The organism is Pseudomonas sp. NFX98 (genome assembly GCF_047784845.1).
In the GTDB taxonomy this organism is placed as follows: Bacteria; Pseudomonadota; Gammaproteobacteria; order Pseudomonadales; family Pseudomonadaceae; genus Aquipseudomonas.
The window spans coordinates 310,232-328,438 of the sequence record NZ_JBLNNF010000004.1 but is presented as its reverse complement, the minus strand read 5'-3'; the positions used below and the strand labels follow the sequence as shown (position 1 = coordinate 328,438).

The window sequence follows — 18,207 nt, the reverse complement described above, 5'->3', positions numbered from 1 at the left end:
TAGGAGCATGGCTTGCCCGCGATAGCAATTTCATGGGCGCTATCGCGGGCAAGCCTTGCTCCTACAAAAAAGAGCGGGTCGGGTTCACGCCTGTTTTTTTGTTTCGCTGTCTCGCCCATCGTCGTAGTGCGACAGCCACTCCACAGCCGCGTCGCGGTAACGGCTGAAACCCTTGTAGTCGACCAGTTGCTGATTCAAGTCGCGCAACACGCGGTGCATGCGTCGGGCCCATGCCGGGTTAGTGGCGATATCTTCAAGGCTCAACAGGTAGGTGCGAATCGGAAAGACGATGGCGTTGCTGCGTGGCAGGCGATGCAACGGTTGCAGTTCGATACGCAGGTATACCAGCTTGCCGGCGTTTTCGGCGGTGACGATGGTCCGGTCCGGTGCCCATTCCGGCAGGCTTTCGGCCGACACTTCGAGGCGCGGCTTGACCGTCAGCGACCAGTTCAGACGCCGCACCGGGTGGCCGATCCGCAGACGCAGCAGGAACTTCAGGGCACGGTCGAGCATGCCGATTTCTTTCACCAGCGGTACCGGGCCGTGAAATTCTTCCCAGCTCATGCCGAGGTTGAAACGCAGCGAATAGTCGGCACGCTGAGTGGCGATGCCTGCTCCCCAATACAACGTTCCGTCGCGTTCTTCCTGCAAGACCCAGTCGCCCTGGGCCTGACGGGTCACGTATTCCATCGGCTCAAAGGGCAGAGTGGTCGGGTCGCCGAAGGTGAAGCGGTCGTCGATGTCCAGTAGCCGGTTGGTCCAGTGCCATTGGCGACCGTCTCGCTCCAGGCTGAAGTATTGCGGGTAATCCCGGGCGTAGGATTCCATGATCAATTCCAGCAGGTCCCATTGCGCCTCCATCATGTGCGGTGCCGAGACGTAGTGCATGCCCGGGTCTTTCTCCAGGGTGATGGCGCGATCGCGGCACTCGCTGATGTAGTGCTCGTCGATATCGAACGCGGCTCGGAACGCACCGTCGCCCACCGGGACATGAGGTTCGAGGTTCATCGAATACATGTAGTCGTCATCGGGAAACGGGAAGGGCGCGCGGGCGATGGTTTCCGGGCTGTTGGCGAAGGTGTAGTCGTCGCGGTAGGTTTCGTCGGGATTGAATTTTATGTTCATTGTTTTTTCTCCGTCGATCAGAGGTCGATGACCAGGCGATTGCATTTGGCGCGGGATACGCAGGGCATGATTTTCTTGCGGCTGGTCTTGTCGTCGTCGGACAGCCAGTCGTCGCTGTGCAGCAGCTCGCCGTCGAGTTCCAGCACTTCGGTTTCACAATGACCACAGGCCCCGCCACGACACAGGTAAGGCATGCTGAAGCCCGCGGCTTCGACCGCTTCGAGCATGGTCTGGTCGGGTGAGACTTCGATGGTTGCCCCGCTGCGGCCGAGGGTGAAGCTGAAGGCTTCGCCGCCGCTGCTTTGTTCCAGAAAACGTTCGAAGTGCACATGGCTGTCGGTCCAGCCAAGGTCGTGAGCGCACGCCAGGGTGGCATCGATCATGCTGTCCGGGCCGCACACGTAGACGTGACTCCCCAGCGCGCGGTTGGCCAGAATCTTGCCGATTTCCATGCGCGATTCGACTCCCTTGCGGTACAGATGAACCTGCTCGCCATAGATGGCCTGCAACTCTTCGCCCAATTGCGCGTGTTCTTCGCCACGCACTGCGTAATGCAGCTCGAACGGCACCTTGCTCAGGCGCAATTCTTCCAGTTGCGAAATCACCGGCGTAATGCCGACACCGCCGGCGATAAACAAATGCAGGCGCGCCTGTTTGATCAACGGGAAAAGGTTGACCGGCGGTGTTATCTCGATCATGTCCCCTTCGTTGACCGTGTCGTGCAGCGCGACCGAACCGCCGCGACCGCTTTCTACCCGGCACACGGCAATCTGGTAGCTGCTGGTGTCGTAGGGCGAGCTCAGGAGCGAGTAGGGGTTGCGCAAGGTGTTGCTTTGATTGGCGATCAACACCACGACATGACTGCCGCCGGAGAACGCCGGCAAGTGCGCGCCGGTCGGCGAGACCAGGGTGAAGCGCTTGATTTCCGGGGTCACCGCTTCGATGCGGGCCACGCGCAGATTCAAAGTCCCATTGTTCTGGCTCATGTATCGAGCTCCTCGGCAGGGGGTAATTCGCCCGGGACTTCGGCGTCAGCCTTGACCGCCTGAAACGCCGCCAGGCGCCGGGAATAGTGATCGCGCACCACCAGCGTCACGCCACAGCCGGGGCAGTCGTAAACGCGTTGGGTGACGTTTTCGGTGTAGGTGTCGCAGTGCACGCACCAGACCCGGCGCACGAGGGTGCCAGAGTGCTCGCGCAGGACTTCGTCGCGGTTCAGGTCGAAATGCGTGGCCACTTGCATGGCGCTGCCGAGGAAACTTTCGGAACCGGCCAAATAGAGGCGGGTGCCCATTCGAGCATCTGCGAGCAGCACCTTGAGCGCGTCGATCAACGCCTGATTCGTCTCAACGACCTGCAATGGCAGGTCGGGGTGTTGCTGCTGCAATGGTGCGAGGAAGTCCTGTCCGGAAAAGGATTCGCGGGAATACAGCAAGGTGATGGGGCACTCCAGCCCCTCCATCTCGTCCAGCAAACGCAACATGGCACGACCGCCGCTGCCTTGCCCGGCAACGATGTGCCGCCTGCCTCCCGGCAGTGGTTGCAACCGGTCATAGACGGGTCGGCTTTTGATCCCGGTGATCAACATTCTTATTATTCCTCCTGGCTAGCGAGCCGGCGGATGGAAGCCGGCTCCGATGCAAAGCCCAACGATGGTGGGTTGCGAGTAGCAGGAGCATAGGTCGTGCCAAGTATTTAACTTGTTGAATAATAAGGAAATAGTGTTCGTGATGGTCTGCAATGCAGGCAAAAGTAAACAGATGTGTAGGCGTTTTTGCAGCGCCTGGTTTGGTTCGGCTTGGCGCACAATCCGCTGTGCAACCGCCTGTCGGCGGTCAATCGCGCTGCAATTTGCGAATCAGCGTGCCGATGTCGATGCCCAGGTGCTGCGCAGCCTTGCGCTTGCTGCCGCACAGGTCCACGGCCTGGAGGATCACTTGGCGTTCGAACTGTTGAACCTGAAGCTTGAGGTTTTGCTCCGGGTTGTCTTGCGCCTCGTCCTCTACGATGGAAGGTCTCAAGTGCGACGGCGAGCGCTGTGGTTCTAGCAGTTCGGCCGGCAGGTGATGTTCCTGCGCTTCATCGTCGGCCAGCACTGCCAGCCGCTCGAAGATGTTCACCAGTTCCCGAATATTGCCCGGAAAGTCATAGCTCATCAGACGCTTGCGGCAGCCGGTCGACAGGCTCAGCGACGGCTCGCGGTCGCCATTGATGCGGCTCAGGAGAATATCGATCAGAAACGGCAAATCATCCCGATGCTGACGCAGCGGCGGAATTTCAACCGGCAGCACGGCGAGGCGATAGTAAAGGTCGGCACGAAACTCGCCGGTGCCCACCAAGTGGCGCAGGTCTTTGTTGGTGGCGGCGATGACCTGCACCTGTACGGTCTTGCTCAGGGGCGAGCCGACTGACTGGATGGTGCTGTCTTCAAGAAACTTCAATAACTTGGCCTGGACATGCAGGGGGATTTCGCCGATTTCGTCGAGAAACAATGTCCCGCCCGAGGCCGCCTCGATATAGCCTTGCTTGCCGCCCTGCAAGGCGCCGGTGAACGCGCCGCGCTCGTAACCGAACATCTCCGACTCGAACAGGCTCTCGGGAATGCTCCCGCAATTGACGTGAATGAACGGCCGGTCACCCCAACCGGCCGCCCGATGAATATGCCGGGCGATGGCGGTCTTGCCGACCCCCGGTTCACCCAGCAGCAACAACCGTGCGCGCCGGCGAAAAGCACGCACGCCGGTATCGGCGATGCTCGACAGTTGCGGGGAAAGATGCAGGGCATTGTCCTGAGGATCACGCAGTCCCTGGGGTTCTACCGGTCGGCTGCCAAGGGAGGTTCGACGCTGTGGCTGACTGCCGTCGAAGTCTTTCTGGGTCAACATGCGGAACGGTTTTTCGTAAGCCCCCGTGGGAATCGCATGCGTGCTGCTGAGCAGGACGCGACCTTCTCGCGAGCGGGTCAACGCGCTGTTGCCACCGCGATTCAATGCAGCCAGCAGATCGTCGTAATTCAAGGCCGAACGCTGGAAAAAATCACTTTCCGACAGCCCGACGGCTTGCTGTTTGGAGAGCCGGTTGACACGTTCGGCGGCCAGATTGAGAAAGCGCACCTGGCCTTCGCCGTCCGTCACGATCAGCGCTTCGCTGAAGCTGTCGAGCAAGGCGTGCAGCGCTGGAGTTTGCAGCAGTGCCCCCAGCACTTCAGTGCTGACATTGACCGAAGAACGCATGCCCATCTGCATGGTTGGGGGCAGGTTGGTATCGTTCATGGGTGCAACTCTTCGGTGCGGCGAACGCCCTGGCTTTGGCGGAACACCGCAACCCGCCAGGCCACGCCTTCACGGATCAGGATGCGCGAACAATGCACATTGAAGTGCCGTTCGCGCCCGCCAAGGCCCGGCAGGGGCAGGCTTTGCCAAGTGCGTTCGGGAAGAGCGTTGTCCAGCAACAGTCGAGCGATGCCGGTACCTTGGGTGATGCCAAAGGTTTCTTCGAAGGCTGCGTTGCGCCATTGCGGTTGCAGGTGTTCATCGATCACCAGCACCGCGTCGGGCACTGCATCGAACACCCGGCGCAGGGCATCGATGCGTTGCTCGGCGTCGTGCTGCATGCGCAGTTCCTGGCTGACGTCGCGAATACTGCCCCACATCCGCAACAACTGGCCGTTGACGATGGTCGCCCGTACGTCGTTTTCCACGTAGGCGGGCGAGCCGTCATGGCGACGGTCCACCGACAGTGCGCAATCGACGCTGAACCCGGCTTCGATCAAACGCCGCACGAACTCTTCGTTGGCCGGGCTGCGCGGCCAGTACAGTCGCACCGGTTGCTGGTTGAAATCGACATCAGACGGCATCTCGTAGACATCGGCCATTGCCCGGTTGCACAGGCGCCAATGGGAGTCGTTTTCGAACACCTGGCGGACGATTTCATCCGGTGAATTGTTGATGTCCACCGCCTCGGCGAACTCGATGCACCAGTAGGCGACCTTGGCGCTCTGCAGCATCTGGCTCATTACCTCATTGGCGTTGTGCATTTCCCGTAGCCGATGACCCAGAATCCCGAGCGGGACTTTCAATAGATGAAGATGTGCCGGTTGTACTGTCCGCCATTCCAGCAAGCCACTGGCAATTACGTGCAACAGCCCGCCGTTGTGGCGAATTAGGGTCAATTCCAGGCTGTGGATCTGTTCATCGGCAGGTGGATTGGCAAACAGTGATTGCACAGTACGCATCGAGTCGACGCTGAAGATGCGTTCGATCGGCTGGTCGAGCAGTTCTTCGGGTGCATAACCCAATTGATCGCTCAGGCTGGCGGAAAGGTTGAGCAGGTGCCCGTCGGCACTCAGGGTACTGGCCAGAGGCTGGGCTTTTCTGGCCAGCAAATTCAGGATGTCCATCGTTGGGTTGGCTCAATCTGGTTTATTGGGTTCCTGGATGAAAAACCACAGGCAACAAAAGGCGGGCATTTCGCATGCCAACTCAAAAGCCTGTGAACAGGGAGCAACACAAGACAGGCACTTCGTTGGATGCTGTGATATTGCAGCGAAATGTGCATTTATGCAGCGCTTGAGTCGAGCTTAATGCGGCGGAACCGGGGGCGGGCGGCATTCCGATGGGTGACCTGACGCGCATAGTATTTTTCAATCCAGCGATATTTGCGACAGGATGAAATCGGTCTAAAAACAGCGGCCCACACTTCGGGTGTTTTGCTACTCTGAAGGTGTAGGTGAAAACGCAGACTGATGCGCAAGCGGATAGCGAGGACGCGTGGGGCGCGCTCCGAAGGGTACACGGTTAGAAAGATCTCCGCGCTGAGATCCAGCCCTTATGCCGTGTGAAGCAGGACAGCACGTTGCTGTTGCTGTGAGAGTCCTGATAAACCTCGTAAGCCAGAGACCAGCGCTGGCCACCTACTAGGCTCTAGAAGCCTGCTTGTGCAGCTGTGCAAATGCAGCTCGCCAAGATCAAATGCCCCGCCTGCCGGGGCATTTGTTTGTCCGCGCTATGCCATCAAACCAGATTGATCGTCACGTCGATGTTGCCACGAGTCGCCTTGGAATACGGGCAGGTCTGGTGAGCAGCGTCCACCAGCGTGCGCGCCAGCACCGGGTCCACGCCCGGCAGGCTGACGTTCAGACGCGCCTGGAGAAAAAATGCGTTTTCGGTCTTGCCCAGGTCTATCTCGGTTGCAACGCTGGTGTCAGCCGGCAGGCTCACTTTCAACGCAACCGCTGCCTTGCCCAGCGCACCGATGAAACACGCCGACCAACCGGCACCCAGCAGTTGTTCGGGATTGGTGCCGCTGCCGGCAGAGCCAGGCGGGGACAGCTTGATTTCCAGACGCCCGTCATCACTGCGCGACTCGCCCTGGCGGCCGCCAGTGGTGACGGTCTTGCCGGTGTACAGCACGGTTTCGATTTGATTGATCATGAATGGCTCCAGCAAAGGTTGAACTGCGACCCGCGCACTTTTCCACCTTCATGTACGCCGTATGTGTCTTGAACCCGGCGTTGTGTATCGCTGTGTAATCTCACCGGTGCCAAATACAGATTGATACAAATCATCAGCTGTTCACACAACGCCCCAGCGGCTTTTGCTAGGCTGCGCTGCCCGCCATTCAGCAGGCCAAAACCCATGTTCAACATTCGCGTCATGACCCTGGACGATTACGAGGCGGTCATCGACCTCATGAAAAACACACCGGGCATCTCATTGCGCGATGCCGACTCCCGCGAATCGACTGCGCGATATCTGCAACGCAATTCCGGCATGAGCTTCGTGGCTGAAGTCGACGGCACATTGTGCGGCTGTGTGATGTGCGGGCATGACGGTCGCCGGGGCTATTTGCAGCACTTGCTGGTGCTGCCCGAGTTTCGTCGGCAGGGCATCGCCAACGCGCTGGTTGAGCGTTGTCTGTCGAGCCTTGAGCGCGAAGGCATCCTCAAGTGTCATCTTGATGTGTTCAAGACCAACGAGGCGGCGGCCCGGTATTGGCAAGGGCAGGGCTGGCAATTGCGCACGGATATTGACCGGTATTCGTTTATCCGCTCGGGGAATGCAAATGCGTAATGAGTTAAATGTTCAAGTGCATCGCCAGTATTGCGTCAACGCACCCTCCACTCCCTGCACCGGATCCTGATCGGGAAACGGCAGTTTCGTGATGTTCGCCAGTTGTTCAGCGTTCGGCGCTTCTCGGCAAATATCAGGACGCTGGCCCGGTGGGTAAGCCCCAACCACTAGAAAATCATCGCTGGCGCCAAGGTTGCAATGACCGGTGCCGGCAGGCAGCAACACCACATCGCCCGGACCGACCTCCAACACATGGCCCTCCGGGCCACCGAGTATCAACCGTGCATGACCGCTGGCGATGCCCAGCACTTCATGACCCTCGGTGTGATAGTGGTGATAGTTGTAAACCCCGTCGCGCCACTGCGGCGGCCAGCCATTGGCACTGAAGGTTTTCTCGAACAGCGCCGCCGGGTCGCTGCCTTCAATGACAATGGCCTTCGGGTAAACCAGCACCGGCAGACGCGGGTTATTGGGCACCCAGCCGTTGCGTTCAAGCAGCAAGATTTGAGCAGTCATGAGCGACCTCCTGAGCCTGGTGCATCTCTCGGGTTATTGTCGGGCCTGCGCCGACTGCGGGTTGTGCGCGATGTGCTTCGGCCCGGCCAAGGCCCAGGCGATCAAGCCCAGCAACGGCACGAACACGATCACCACCATCCAGACGCCTCGGGTGCTCGCCTTGCCGTCGCTCTTGCGCAGCCGATTGATCGCCCACAATTCAATCAGTAGAAGAACAGCCGCGAGCACGATCCACGTTGTTTCAAATTGCATGTGTCACCTCCTGATGGTCATTCAGTTAGGTGAGTGTGGGCGCGCAGGGTTCATTAAATTTGCGGATTGCTGTGGCCGATCATGTCCTTATGACCGGCGTAGCGAGCCCTTAGAAATCCACCGTCGCCGACAATTTCAGCGTCCGTGGTTCGCCCTGGGTCAGGTAGTTGTTGGACGTCGAGGCCGAGGACCAGTACGCCTTGTTCGCCACGTTTTCGACGTTGGCGCGCAGGGTGATGTATTTGTCATCGGCCTTGAAACCATAGCGAGCGCCGAGGTCGACGCGGGTCCAGGCCGGGATACTCAAGGTGTTGGCGGCGTTCACGTATTCGCCGCCGGTGCGCAGCATGCGTCCGCTGAGGGCCGCGCCCTGAATGCCCGGCACGTCCCAGTCGGCGCCGAGGTTGTACTGGAAGCGCGGCACCCCAGCGGCACGATTGCCGTCGTTGAGGCCGTTGGAGGTTTTCTTCTGTTCGGTGTCCATCCAGGTCGCCCCGGCCAGCACGCGCAGGCCATCGAGCGGCTCGCCGAATACGTTCAGCTCGACACCTTTGTTTATTTGCTCGCCGTCGACGCTGAAGGTCGGCAAGCGGTTGCCGGTGACGGTCGAGGTCGAGCTGTTGGGCATCTCGATGCGGTACACACCCAGCGTCGCGCCGAAGCTGTTCCAGTCCAGCTTTACTCCAGCCTCGGTCTGTTTGCTGCGGTTAGGCGCGAACATTTCGTTGGGGTTGGTGACGCCGGTGGACGGCGAGGTCGGGCCTTGTTGCAGGCCTTCGATGCGGTTGGCGTAGAAGGACACATGCTCCCACGGCTTGATCACCAAACCGTAGACCGGTGTGGTGATCGACTCTTCGTAGTTGGCGGTACGTGCACCGCTGGTGGTGTTCCAAGCATCGGCTTCGATGGTCTGGCGGCGCACGCCGAGGGTCAGCAGGACGCGGTCGTCGATGAAGCCCAGGGTGTCGGAAACGGCGGCACTCTTGACTCGGGTTTTGCCGACGATGCGCGGGTCATGGATATCGCTGCCGAAATAGGTATTGGTCGGGCGCGGTACTTGAACCGGGTTGTACAGATTGCCGTTGACGCGGTTGGCTACGAGGATCGCTTCGAATGCCGAACGCTGTTCACCCCAAGTGCCGGACAAACCGAAGTTCATCTGGTGCGTGATCGGGCCGGTATTGAAATGACCGTTCAAACCGGCGATCGCGCTTTTGTTGTCTTCATCATGGGGCGAGTAGAGGAAGCCGACTTTGCCGCTGCCGTCGTTGGCGACATACAGCGACGAATACTGGCCGTTTTCCCGGGTGTGCTTGGCGCCACCGCCGGCGTAGGCGGTCCAGTTGTCGTTGAGATCGTACTCGGCGTTGACCATGCCATAGGTGTCTTCGAGCTCCGACCAGGTCCAGTCCTGGGCGTAGTTGTCTTTGGCCGACGGCGCGTGCGGGACTTTGGTGCCGGTGGGGTAGACCACTGAGCGACCGTTGTTTATGCGTTGTTTTTGGTAGCCGAGGTCGGTGGAGACGCGCAGGCGCTCACCGCGATAATCGAGGCCGACGGCGATTAGCTGTGAGTGTTCGCTTTCATCATCCACAGCAGTATCGCCACCGTGCTGGGCGAGATTGACCCGTGCGCCGAAGCGGTTGTCTTCACCGAAGCGCTGGCCGAGGTCGATGTGCCCGCCAACCTGACTGTCACTGGCGTAATCGAGGGTCACGCTGCGGGTCGGGGTGTCCTGTGCGCGCTTGGGCACCAGGTTGACGCTACCGCCGATGCCGCTGCCGCCCGGCGCGACACCGTTGATGAACGCGTTCGGGCCCTTGAACAGCTCGACCCGCTCCAGCGCTTCGGTGGTGATGATCTGCCGTGGCAGCACGCCGTACAGGCCATTGAACGAAATGTCGTCGGTGGTCAGTGGCAAACCGCGAATGGTGAACACTTGCGAGAAGTTGCCGAAGCCCGCGGACTGGCGCACTGACGAGTCGTTGAGCAACACATCACCGACGGTGCGCGCCTGCTGATCCTCGATGGTCTTGGCGGTGTAGCTGACCACGCTGAACGGCACATCATTGATATCGCGATTGCCCAGCACACCCAGGCGCGCCGAACGGGCGACCTGACCGCCGGCATAGGTATCGGCTTCGGTGGCGATGCCGCTGACCGTGGTGGCGCCCAGCTCCAGCGCCGCGCCGCTGTTGACCTGGGGCGCCACGGTGTAGCTGTCGGCGCCGGTGGCGATCAGCGAATTGCCGCTGCCTTGCAGCAACCGGGCGAAACCGGACTGCACGGTGAAATTGCCTTGCAGGCCCTGGCTGTTCTGATCCTTCAGCAAGTCGGCATCGAAAGACAACAAGACCCCTGACTGCGCCGCGAACTGCGCCAGCACACTGGACAGCGAACCGGCGCCGATGGCGTAAGTGCGCGAAGCAGTATTTTGAGTAGGGTCGGCAGCCCAGACGCTGTGCGCGGGGGCCATGGCGGACAGGGCGATGGCCAGGCTCAGCGCATTCATGGGGATGCGGGCCGGACGGAGTTTGCTGCGGTTCGGGAGCGATCGGGAAGTCATTCGGCAATGCCTGTGGGTGCAAAGGAAAAAGGAGAATTTCCCTACACACCGAACGACCGCGAAAAAGGTATCAGCAAAAGTTGAAAATATTTTCGAGCGTCGTTCACCGGTCCGTGTATCTGAACGTATCTCCCTCGCCAACCGCTACTTGCGCATACAAAAACAGCCCCGGCGGGACACGAACGCGATACACGCCGGCCGCGTAATGGGGCTGCCGCACAACGGCATCCCGCGCATTTTTTACCCCGCGCTCATTGGAGAATTGCGATGTCCCGAAATAACAAAACCAACGCCGCCAGCCTGCTCGGCGTCGCCATCGTCGCCGCGGCACTCACCGCTTTCGCTGGTTTGTCTCAGGCCCAAGAGACCAAACCAGCCGCCGATGCCGGCCAGGCTCCCGCCAAGAGTTGGCAGACCGGCATCAAGCGTACCGATCTGGTGCGGCACGACCTCGATGTAGAAGGGCGTGAAGTGATTCAGGTGCTGGTCGATTTCGATCCGGGTGTCGTGTCGCCGAAACACTCGCATCCGGGTGTCGAAGTCGCCCACGTGATTTCCGGGACGTTCGAGTACGAACTTGAGGGCCAGCCAAACGTCACGCTCAAGGCTGGTGACTCCCTGTACATCCCGGCCGGCACCGTGCATAAGGCGAAGAACGTCGGCACCGTCAAGGCTTCGGAACTGGCCACCTATATCGTCAAGAAAGACACGCCGCTGTTGAAAATCGAGCAATAAGCGCTCGGGACTGCTTAGCGCTGATCACGCCCCGTGGTCAGCGCGTGGCTGCCCATCGCAATCAGGCAGGCAATGCCAATCAACCCCAACGCGACGGTAAACGTCATGCGCATGCCGCTGGCAATCGCGTCGGGTTGTGCGGTACTCAGGTCGACCGTCGCCGAGGCCATGGCGAACACCGCGCCCAGCACCGAAGCCCCGGTGATCAACCCCAGATTGCGTGACAGATTGAGCAAGCCCGACACCACGCCCCGTTGCTCCGCCTGGACATCGGCCATGACCGCCGTATTGTTGGCGGTCTGGAACACGGCATAGCCCAACGTGATCACCACCATCGGCGCGATGTAGCCGCCAATGCCGTAGCTGCTCGGCAGCATCGACAACAGGAAACAGCCAAGCGCGATGGCGATCAGGCCAGCGAAGGTCATGCGTCGGGCGCCGAAACGGTCGGCAGTGCGCCCGGCAGGTACGCCGGTCAACGCGGCAACCAATGGCCCGACCGACATCACCAGCCCGACCCCGATGGCGTTCAACCCAAGCGCCTGGGACAAATAGAACGGCCCGACCACCAGGGTCGTCATCAATACCGTTGTCACCAACAGGCTCATGACCAGGCTGCCACTGAGTTGCGGATCGCGGAACATCGCCAGGCGAATCAGCGGCGCAGCCACGCGCTCTTCAACCCACACAAACACACCGACGCCGACGCAAGCTGCCAACAGCAGGGCGATATTCAACGTGCCGAAATGGCCGCGCCCGAGGGTCATGGCCAGCGCGTAGGCGCCGAGCGTCAGGGCCAGCACCAAAGTACCCAGCGGATCGAAAACGGCGCGTTTTGATGTCTGCCGATCAACGGGCAAGTAGCGGTGGGCGAGCAGTAGGGTCAGCAGGCCCAAGGGCACGCTGATCAGGAAAATCGCCTGCCAGCCGAACGTGGCAATCAGCACACCTCCGAGCGAAGGCCCCATCGCCGTGCCGATGGCCGACATGGTGCCGAGCAGGCCCATGGCGCTGCCGGTCTTTTCTTTGCTCACCGTCTCGCCGACGAACGCCAGCGTCAGCGCCATCATGATCGCCGCGCCGAGGCCTTGCAGCGCTCGGGCGCCGATCAGCAGATCAAGGGTCGGCGCCAGACCGCACAGGGCGGAAGCGAGCGTGAACAAACCGATCCCGGATAACAGCAGGCGACGCCGTCCGATGAGATCACCGAGGCGACCAACACTGACGATCAGGGTGGTAATGGCCAGCAGGTAGGCGAGGACGATCCACTGCACCTGTTGAAACGACGCATCGAACACCTCGGCCAGTGTCGGCAAACCCACGTTGGCGATACTGGTGCCGAGCGATGACAGAAGCATCGACAGCGACAGGCTGACCAGTGCCCATCTGACTGACAACGCAGGTGTGACGGCTGTTGTGGATTGCATGCGGACTCTCTTTTGTGGCCACTCCCGATTGGAGCTACCGCAAATCTACGCCCGGGCCTAACATGGCGGAAGACGCACTGGTTGCACTTAATACGTGCGTACAACGCCACTTCACTCAAGCACGGTGCGATCCATGTCCGCTCCCGATTTCAACTTGTTGATCACCCTGGATGTCCTTTTGACCGAAGGCAGCGTGGCGGGGGCTGCCAAGCGCTTGCGCCTCAGTCCGTCGGCGATGAGCCGGGCGCTGGCGCGTCTGCGCGAAACCACGGGCGATCCGCTGCTGGTCCGGGCCGGGCGCGGTCTGGTGCCGACGCCGCGAGCACTGGAGCTGCGTGAGCGTGTCAGTCAGTTGGTTCAAGACGCCGAAGCGGTGCTGCGCCCGGCCGAGCAACCTGACCTCAAGCACTTGGAACGCACCTTCACCTTGCGCACCAGTGAAGGCTTTGTTGAAAACTTCGGTGCTGCGCTGATCGCGCTCGTCACTACACAGGCACCTGGCGTGCGCCTGCGTTTCGTGCACAAACCCGACAAGGACAGCACATCACTGCGCGACGGCACGGTCGATCTGGAAACCGGTGTAGTAGGGAAGTCCGCCAGCCCGGAGCTGCGGACTCAAGGCCTGTTCCGCGACCGCTTCATCGGCGTGGTGCGCCTGGGACATTCGCTGGGTGATGACGCGATCACGCCCGCGCGCTATGCGGCGGGCAGCCATATCAGCGTGTCACGACGGGGATTGGAAAAAGGGCCGATTGATGAGGCGCTGGAGCCGCTCGGATTGAAGCGTCAGATCGCGACCATCGTCGGCGGTTTTTCAACGGCGCTGGCATTGGCTCGCGGCAGTGACCTGATCGCCAGCGTGCCCGAACGTCATACCGCTAACCTGCGCACCGGCATGCGCAGCTTCGAGCTGCCGTTGTCCATGGAGGAATTTACCGTGGCGATGCTCTGGCACCCAAGGCTGGATGCCGACCCGGTGCATCGCTGGTTGCGGAGCTGCTTGCGTGAGGTCTGCGGGCAAGCAGCAAACGGAGTGCTCTAGAAGGTAAACGAGCGTGCCGAACGTGGGGCGTTCTGGGTCATCTCGATTTCAAGCAAATGCTCGGTCAGCACATCATTCAAGAAGCGGAACTGATCGTTGAGCCCGACCACTTCGTTGTTGAAGTGATGACCGGCTGACGGAATCAGCAATGCTTCGAATTTTTCGTCGAACATCAGGGTCAACACCTTACGAGACTCGAATTGCTGCGAGTAGTAGTTGTTGCCGAATACCGGGAATCTCACGGCCAGGGTGACTTCAGTGATCATGACGTGCGCTCCTCGGACAGGAGGAACCAGGCAAATACGCTCAACGTGAAGGCCGTCAGGGCCAGGCAGGTCAGGAGATGGATCAGCATGGTTCGACCCTCCGTTACAGGGTTTCGTGTTGGGTTGAAATTGATCCTACGCTGACGGTTTTGGAGCGGAAGGCATTCGTGGCGATGGTGAATATCGATGGGAGTGATGGTCGGGTTTTCGGGTGTTCTCACGGGCCTCATCGCTGGCAAGCCAGCTCCCACAATGGGCCGGGTTGGCCAATAACCTGTGGGAGCGGGCTTGCCCGCGATGGCGGCATCAGCGGCAACATCAACGTTGGGTCGGTAGAGACTGCCACCTATACTCAAATCAGGACCTTTTAAGCGCCGGGCACTCGGTCCGGCGCAGACTTTTGGGAACCGCGATCTTGAACCTGCGTTCGCTGATCGTCGCCGTGCTTTTGGTGTTGGCGGGATGCGTCACGGCACCGCGCGCGCCGGTGGAAGTGCCGCAGGTGATGATTTCGCCAAGCACCTGGCAGCAAGTCGATCAGGAAATTGTCGCAGCGTCGCAATCGGCCACCGAGCAGACCAAAATCTATGCCCGTGGCGCCATGGATTACTGGCGTACCCGGGTCTACCAATTGACCGAAGAGAACTTCATCCCCTGGTTCAGCAGTTACTGGACCCAGGAATGGCTGTCGATGAAAGTCAGTTGGTACACCATCAGCGCCAAGGGCGAACAGGACACCTCGGAAAAACGCCTGGCCGCTTATTTGCTGGAGCAATACCAGGAGAAGGTGTTGGCACCTGTGGCGGTGGAGATTGATCCGGACGCGATACTCAGCCTGGCGGCCGCGTTCTACGTGGACATTCTCAAAGAGGAACTGCAAAAAATCTCGCAACGCCACGGCGTGCCGATGGCCCAACTCAACGGCCGCATCCAGAAAGTCCCGGCCATCGCCCTCGGACCACCCTCAGCGCGGGATGCTTCGCTGTACACGGTCGTCCACGCCGAGCCTCTGAACTCGTTACCGGCCTACGCCGCGTTGGTCGATAAAGTGCACAAGGCCGGTGGCGAGAAAGGCGTCGACTCCACCGACACCGCCATGGCTCCCGTGGCCAGGCGCGCCAGCCAACGCATGGAAGCCGAAATGGCCCCGCGCGGTGCGGCCAGTGCAGTGGCGGCGGCAGCGGGCAAACTGGCTGGCGGATTGATTACCGTGGGGGTCGCGGGCATTCGTGCATTGATTCAGGCCGCTGATCGCCCGGACAGCGAGGCGCTGATCCGCAGCAGCCTGGGCAACACTTTCGACAAGGCCTGGACGAAGCTGGTGCAGAACCCGACCAGCGGTGTAATGGCCGGTACGCTGTACATGGCGGGACAGATCGAAGGCAGCCTGGCTGGCAGTGCGCAACCGCCGGTCGGCCAGGATGTCGGCAATGTCGAATGGAGCCCCAGTCAATCGACTAACCAGCAGATCAACCCATGAAAAGGAGAACACTCATGTCTTATGTCGATGGCTTTGTTGCTGCTGTACCCACCGCCAACCGCGAAAAGTTCAAGAAGCACGCGGAGATGGCCGCCGCCATTTTCATCGAGAACGGCGCGCTCAGCCTCGCCGAGTGCTGGGGCGACGATGTCCCCGACGGCAAGGTGACCTCGCTGCCCATGGCGGTGAAACTCAAAGAGGACGAAACCGTGGTGTTTTCCTGGATTGTCTGGCCGGACAAGCCTACCCGTGATGCCGGGATGGCGAAGCTGATGACCGATCCGAGGGTCCAGCCAGACGTCAATCCAATGCCGTTCGATGGTCAAAGGATGATTTTCGGCGGTTTTGAAATGATCGTGAAAGCTTGAACCGAAATTGCAGGATTACTCCGCCGGGGTGATCCTGCAGCTCTTGCGGTTGCGAATCTCGTTGTCTGTCGGCCGCACGCGGATGAATTCGAAACGTGGTTCGCCTTCGCTGTAATGCACCAGCCAACCCCATTCCAGCTCGAACTCATTCTGCCCGGGCTTGGGCGGGGCGGCCCACCATGGCTCTTTGCTGAGTATCTGGCGCATGGTCACCTCCGGTTGATTGGTTTGCTTGAACTATAACGCGCATGCCGCAAGGCGCCAGAAACGCCTTGTCGGTTGTAGACTCAAGTGATCCGGCAAGAGATCCCCCGCATGACTGACGAATCCCGTGAACCGTTCAAACGACTGTTCTTCGCACTGGACTGCGCCCCGGCGCAACGCAAGGCCATCGCCCAATGGCGCAGCGCGTTGCAGCTGAGGAGCGGACGCCCGGTGCCAGTGGAGAATTTTCATCTGACCCTGAAGTTTCTGGGGTCGGTCGCCATAGCGCAGATTACTGATATCTGTGAGGCGGCTGCGGCTATTCGCACGCCGGGCGAGCGATTGACTGTTGTGCTGGATCGGCTGGAGGTGTGGCGCAGGGCAGGGGCATTGGTTCTTGCGCCGGAGCAGGCACCGCCGGCGTTGTTGCGGCTGGTGTATGACCTGGAACAGGCGTTGTTGCCGTTTGCGCTGGAGGATGCGCCACGGGAGTTTCGACCGCACCTGACGCTGGCCCGCGACTATCGCGCGCCGGTCCCGGAATCCGCCACGCCACCGGAATTTTTCCTGCGTGCCGATCGCTTCATCCTGTTCGAATCGCACAAGGGCCGTTATCGGGCGCTGGCCGAATGGCCGCTGGGCAACGCGTAAAAAACCAAACAAAAAAAGGCGCCCGAGGGCGCCAAACTTCACCTTAACCGAGGAGCCAGGTGAGTGATGCAGCGGTGGTAAGGCGCTGCATGATTGGAAAACATTTCAAGATCCCCTGTAGGAGCTGCCGCTGGCTGCGATCTTTTGACTTTGTTTTTCAAAATCAAGATCAAAAGATCGCAGCCTGCGGCAGCTCCTACAAATGCGGCATTGTGTGTATCAGTTACTTACCGAGCTTCACCTTGGTCCAACCCCGAGTCATGATCCGCTGCACGCCAATCGGCTGATCAGGAATGGCATACAACGTGGCCATCACCGCTTCCGGCGGATACGAACCCGGATCGTTGCGAATCGCTTCATCCACCAGTGGCGTCGCCGCCGCGTTGGCGTTGCTGTAGCCGATGTTGTTGGTGATCTCGGCGATGATGTCCGGGCGCATCAGGAAGTTCATGAACAGGTAGGCGTTCTCGACATTTGCTGCATCACGCGGGATGGCGACCATGTCGTAGAAACTGCCGGCGCCTTCTTTCGGGATGCTGTAGTCGATCTTCACTTTGTCGCCGGCTTCCTCGGCGCGGGCCTTGGCTTGCAGTACGTCGCCGGAGTAACCGACGGCTACGCAGATGTTGCCGTTGGCCAGGTCGGAGATGTACTTCGACGAATGGAAGTACGACACCGACGGACGAATCTTCATGAACAGCGCTTCGGCTTCGGCGATGTGCGCCTTGTCCTGGTCGTTCACCGGGTAGCCCAGATAGTGCAGGGCAGCCGGGATCATTTCAGTCGGCGAATCGAGGAAGCTGATACCGCAGGCTTTGAGTTTTTCCGCGTTTTCCGGTTTGAACAGCAAGTCCCAGGAATTGGTCGGGGCGTTGGCGCCGAGCACTTCCTTGACCTTCTGCGGGTTGAAACCGATGCCGATCGAGCCCCACATGTACGGGAAGGCATGAGCGTTATCCGGGTCGCTGGCAGAGGCGTTTTTCAGCAGCACCGGATTGAGGTTTTTCCAGTTCGACAGCTTCGACTTGTCCAGTTCCTGATACACGCCGGCCTTGACCTGCTTGGCCAGGAAACTGTTGGACGGCACGACGATGTCGTAACCGGACTTGCCCGCCAGCAGGCGCGCTTCAAGGGTTTCATTACTGTCGAAGACATCGTAGGTCACTTGGATCCCGGTCTCGTCTTCGAACTTCTTGACGGTGTCCGGGGCAATGTAATCCGACCAGTTGTAGACGCGCAGAACCTTGTCATTGGCCTGGGCGCCCGAGGCGATCGCGCCCAATAAGGACAGTGTCAGCAGAGTCCTGCCAAACATTTTCATCGGTACAACTCCATTCTTTTTTATTCAAATACGCAAAACAAAATTGCAGTCTCGGTGCACCCTTCGTAGCAGCTGGCGAAGCCTGCGTTCGGCTGCGCAGCAGTCGTAAACCCTGTGAATTCAATCGTCCTGAAAGAACCGCAGTGTCTGAACTCACGACTGCTTCGCAGCCGAACGCAGGCT

Annotated in this window: 19 protein-coding genes; 6 read left to right on the top strand and 13 right to left on the bottom strand. The window is 60.0% G+C overall.

The annotated features are described in order from the left end of the window. Nucleotides 1–84: 84 nt before the first annotated feature. The 6 genes from ACM110_RS07575 to ACM110_RS07550 all read right to left on the bottom strand — a co-directional run bounded on the left by ACM110_RS07575 (nucleotide 85) and on the right by ACM110_RS07550 (nucleotide 6,557). Nucleotides 85–1,125 carry a heme-dependent oxidative N-demethylase family protein gene (locus tag ACM110_RS07575; RefSeq protein WP_416127273.1) on the bottom strand — a complete coding sequence of 347 codons (1,041 nt, stop codon included), beginning with the start codon at nucleotides 1,123–1,125 and terminating at the stop codon, nucleotides 85–87. A 17-nt stretch (nucleotides 1,126–1,142) separates the two neighbouring features. Then, nucleotides 1,143–2,111 (bottom strand): PDR/VanB family oxidoreductase, encoded by a 969-nt coding sequence (locus ACM110_RS07570; protein WP_416127272.1) that lies wholly within the window; start codon nucleotides 2,109–2,111, stop codon nucleotides 1,143–1,145. Next, nucleotides 2,108–2,713: a dimethylamine monooxygenase subunit DmmA family protein gene (locus tag ACM110_RS07565; RefSeq protein WP_416127271.1), complete on the bottom strand. Its 606-nt coding sequence runs from the start codon at nucleotides 2,711–2,713 to the stop codon at nucleotides 2,108–2,110. Before ACM110_RS07565 ends, ACM110_RS07570 begins: the two co-directional genes overlap by 4 nt. Nucleotides 2,714–2,960: 247 nt before the next feature. Continuing rightward, on the bottom strand, nucleotides 2,961–4,397 hold the full coding sequence (locus ACM110_RS07560) for a sigma-54 interaction domain-containing protein (protein ID WP_416127270.1): 1,437 nt from the start codon (nucleotides 4,395–4,397) through the stop codon (nucleotides 2,961–2,963). Beyond that, entirely contained in the window at nucleotides 4,394–5,524 is a 1,131-nt protein-coding gene (locus ACM110_RS07555) for a PAS domain-containing protein (RefSeq protein ID WP_416127269.1), read from the bottom strand. Before ACM110_RS07555 ends, ACM110_RS07560 begins: the two co-directional genes overlap by 4 nt. Before the next feature lie 613 nt (nucleotides 5,525–6,137). Next, complete coding sequence (locus ACM110_RS07550) at nucleotides 6,138–6,557, bottom strand: organic hydroperoxide resistance protein (RefSeq protein ID WP_416127268.1); 420 nt, start codon at nucleotides 6,555–6,557, stop codon at nucleotides 6,138–6,140. A 204-nt stretch (nucleotides 6,558–6,761) separates the two neighbouring features. Between ACM110_RS07550 and ACM110_RS07545 the strand changes: the two genes are divergently transcribed. After that, entirely contained in the window at nucleotides 6,762–7,196 is a 435-nt protein-coding gene (locus ACM110_RS07545) for a GNAT family N-acetyltransferase (protein ID WP_416127267.1), read from the top strand. A gap of 12 nt (nucleotides 7,197–7,208) precedes the next feature. On the opposite strand, the gene ACM110_RS07540 is transcribed toward ACM110_RS07545, so the two are convergent. The 3 genes from ACM110_RS07540 to ACM110_RS07530 form a co-directional block, all read right to left on the bottom strand. Beyond that, nucleotides 7,209–7,712 (bottom strand): cupin, encoded by a 504-nt coding sequence (locus tag ACM110_RS07540; protein WP_416127266.1) that lies wholly within the window; start codon nucleotides 7,710–7,712, stop codon nucleotides 7,209–7,211. A 33-nt stretch (nucleotides 7,713–7,745) separates the two neighbouring features. Then, a complete protein-coding gene (locus tag ACM110_RS07535) occupies nucleotides 7,746–7,964 on the bottom strand; it encodes a PLD nuclease N-terminal domain-containing protein (RefSeq protein ID WP_416127265.1) in 219 nt (72 codons plus the stop codon). Nucleotides 7,965–8,073: 109 nt separating this feature from the next. Further along, on the bottom strand, nucleotides 8,074–10,530 hold the full coding sequence (locus ACM110_RS07530) for a TonB-dependent siderophore receptor (protein ID WP_416127264.1): 2,457 nt from the start codon (nucleotides 10,528–10,530) through the stop codon (nucleotides 8,074–8,076). A 267-nt stretch (nucleotides 10,531–10,797) separates the two neighbouring features. On the opposite strand from ACM110_RS07530, the gene ACM110_RS07525 reads away from it, so the two are divergent. Beyond that, a complete protein-coding gene (locus ACM110_RS07525) occupies nucleotides 10,798–11,265 on the top strand; it encodes a cupin domain-containing protein (RefSeq protein WP_416127263.1) in 468 nt (155 codons plus the stop codon). Nucleotides 11,266–11,279: 14 nt separating this feature from the next. On the opposite strand, the gene ACM110_RS07520 is transcribed toward ACM110_RS07525, so the two are convergent. After that, the gene (locus ACM110_RS07520; protein ID WP_416127262.1) at nucleotides 11,280–12,692 is read right to left on the bottom strand and encodes an MFS transporter; all 1,413 of its coding nucleotides are present in this window, start codon (nucleotides 12,690–12,692) and stop codon (nucleotides 11,280–11,282) included. 133 nt (nucleotides 12,693–12,825) lie between these two features. Between ACM110_RS07520 and ACM110_RS07515 the strand changes: the two genes are divergently transcribed. Beyond that, a complete protein-coding gene (locus ACM110_RS07515) occupies nucleotides 12,826–13,734 on the top strand; it encodes a LysR family transcriptional regulator (RefSeq protein WP_416127261.1) in 909 nt (302 codons plus the stop codon). Here ACM110_RS07515 and ACM110_RS07510 read toward each other — a convergent pair. Then, complete coding sequence (locus ACM110_RS07510) at nucleotides 13,731–14,000, bottom strand: hypothetical protein (protein ID WP_416127260.1); 270 nt, start codon at nucleotides 13,998–14,000, stop codon at nucleotides 13,731–13,733. The two genes, ACM110_RS07515 and ACM110_RS07510, sit on opposite strands and share 4 nt — an antisense overlap. A 415-nt stretch (nucleotides 14,001–14,415) precedes the next feature. Between ACM110_RS07510 and ACM110_RS07505 the strand changes: the two genes are divergently transcribed. Then, the gene (locus ACM110_RS07505; RefSeq protein ID WP_416127259.1) at nucleotides 14,416–15,480 is read left to right on the top strand and encodes a hypothetical protein; all 1,065 of its coding nucleotides are present in this window, start codon (nucleotides 14,416–14,418) and stop codon (nucleotides 15,478–15,480) included. 14 nt (nucleotides 15,481–15,494) lie between these two features. Continuing rightward, a complete protein-coding gene (locus tag ACM110_RS07500) occupies nucleotides 15,495–15,848 on the top strand; it encodes a DUF1428 domain-containing protein (protein ID WP_338586312.1) in 354 nt (117 codons plus the stop codon). A 15-nt stretch (nucleotides 15,849–15,863) separates the two neighbouring features. Here ACM110_RS07500 and ACM110_RS07495 read toward each other — a convergent pair whose 3' ends face one another. Then, complete coding sequence (locus ACM110_RS07495) at nucleotides 15,864–16,055, bottom strand: hypothetical protein (RefSeq protein ID WP_416127258.1); 192 nt, start codon at nucleotides 16,053–16,055, stop codon at nucleotides 15,864–15,866. A 108-nt stretch (nucleotides 16,056–16,163) separates the two neighbouring features. On the opposite strand from ACM110_RS07495, the gene thpR reads away from it, so the two are divergent. Continuing rightward, entirely contained in the window at nucleotides 16,164–16,703 is a 540-nt protein-coding gene (gene thpR / locus ACM110_RS07490; RefSeq protein WP_416127257.1) for an RNA 2',3'-cyclic phosphodiesterase, read from the top strand. A 223-nt stretch (nucleotides 16,704–16,926) separates the two neighbouring features. On the opposite strand, the gene ACM110_RS07485 is transcribed toward thpR, so the two are convergent. Next, nucleotides 16,927–18,024: a polyamine ABC transporter substrate-binding protein gene (locus ACM110_RS07485; protein ID WP_416127256.1), complete on the bottom strand. Its 1,098-nt coding sequence runs from the start codon at nucleotides 18,022–18,024 to the stop codon at nucleotides 16,927–16,929. Nucleotides 18,025–18,207: the final 183 nt, after the last annotated feature.

Excerpts from the sequence above, each read along its gene's own strand:
- ACM110_RS07570 (WP_416127272.1), bottom strand. The coding sequence starts at position 2,111 with ATGAGCCAGAACAATGGGACTTTGAATCTGCGCGTGGCCCGCATCGAA.
- ACM110_RS07515 (WP_416127261.1), top strand. The coding sequence starts at position 12,826 with ATGTCCGCTCCCGATTTCAACTTGTTGATCACCCTGGATGTCCTTTTG.
- ACM110_RS07565 (WP_416127271.1), bottom strand. The coding sequence starts at position 2,713 with ATGTTGATCACCGGGATCAAAAGCCGACCCGTCTATGACCGGTTGCAA.
- ACM110_RS07575 (WP_416127273.1), bottom strand. The coding sequence starts at position 1,125 with ATGAACATAAAATTCAATCCCGACGAAACCTACCGCGACGACTACACC.
- ACM110_RS07520 (WP_416127262.1), bottom strand. The coding sequence starts at position 12,692 with ATGCAATCCACAACAGCCGTCACACCTGCGTTGTCAGTCAGATGGGCA.
- ACM110_RS07535 (WP_416127265.1), bottom strand. The coding sequence starts at position 7,964 with ATGCAATTTGAAACAACGTGGATCGTGCTCGCGGCTGTTCTTCTACTG.
- ACM110_RS07550 (WP_416127268.1), bottom strand. The coding sequence starts at position 6,557 with ATGATCAATCAAATCGAAACCGTGCTGTACACCGGCAAGACCGTCACC.
- ACM110_RS07485 (WP_416127256.1), bottom strand. The coding sequence starts at position 18,024 with ATGAAAATGTTTGGCAGGACTCTGCTGACACTGTCCTTATTGGGCGCG.
- ACM110_RS07530 (WP_416127264.1), bottom strand. The coding sequence starts at position 10,530 with ATGACTTCCCGATCGCTCCCGAACCGCAGCAAACTCCGTCCGGCCCGC.
- thpR (WP_416127257.1), top strand. The coding sequence starts at position 16,164 with ATGACTGACGAATCCCGTGAACCGTTCAAACGACTGTTCTTCGCACTG.
- ACM110_RS07510 (WP_416127260.1), bottom strand. The coding sequence starts at position 14,000 with ATGATCACTGAAGTCACCCTGGCCGTGAGATTCCCGGTATTCGGCAAC.
- ACM110_RS07555 (WP_416127269.1), bottom strand. The coding sequence starts at position 5,524 with ATGGACATCCTGAATTTGCTGGCCAGAAAAGCCCAGCCTCTGGCCAGT.
- ACM110_RS07500 (WP_338586312.1), top strand. The coding sequence starts at position 15,495 with ATGTCTTATGTCGATGGCTTTGTTGCTGCTGTACCCACCGCCAACCGC.
- ACM110_RS07545 (WP_416127267.1), top strand. The coding sequence starts at position 6,762 with ATGTTCAACATTCGCGTCATGACCCTGGACGATTACGAGGCGGTCATC.
- ACM110_RS07495 (WP_416127258.1), bottom strand. The coding sequence starts at position 16,055 with ATGCGCCAGATACTCAGCAAAGAGCCATGGTGGGCCGCCCCGCCCAAG.
- ACM110_RS07560 (WP_416127270.1), bottom strand. The coding sequence starts at position 4,397 with ATGAACGATACCAACCTGCCCCCAACCATGCAGATGGGCATGCGTTCT.
- ACM110_RS07540 (WP_416127266.1), bottom strand. The coding sequence starts at position 7,712 with ATGACTGCTCAAATCTTGCTGCTTGAACGCAACGGCTGGGTGCCCAAT.
- ACM110_RS07525 (WP_416127263.1), top strand. The coding sequence starts at position 10,798 with ATGTCCCGAAATAACAAAACCAACGCCGCCAGCCTGCTCGGCGTCGCC.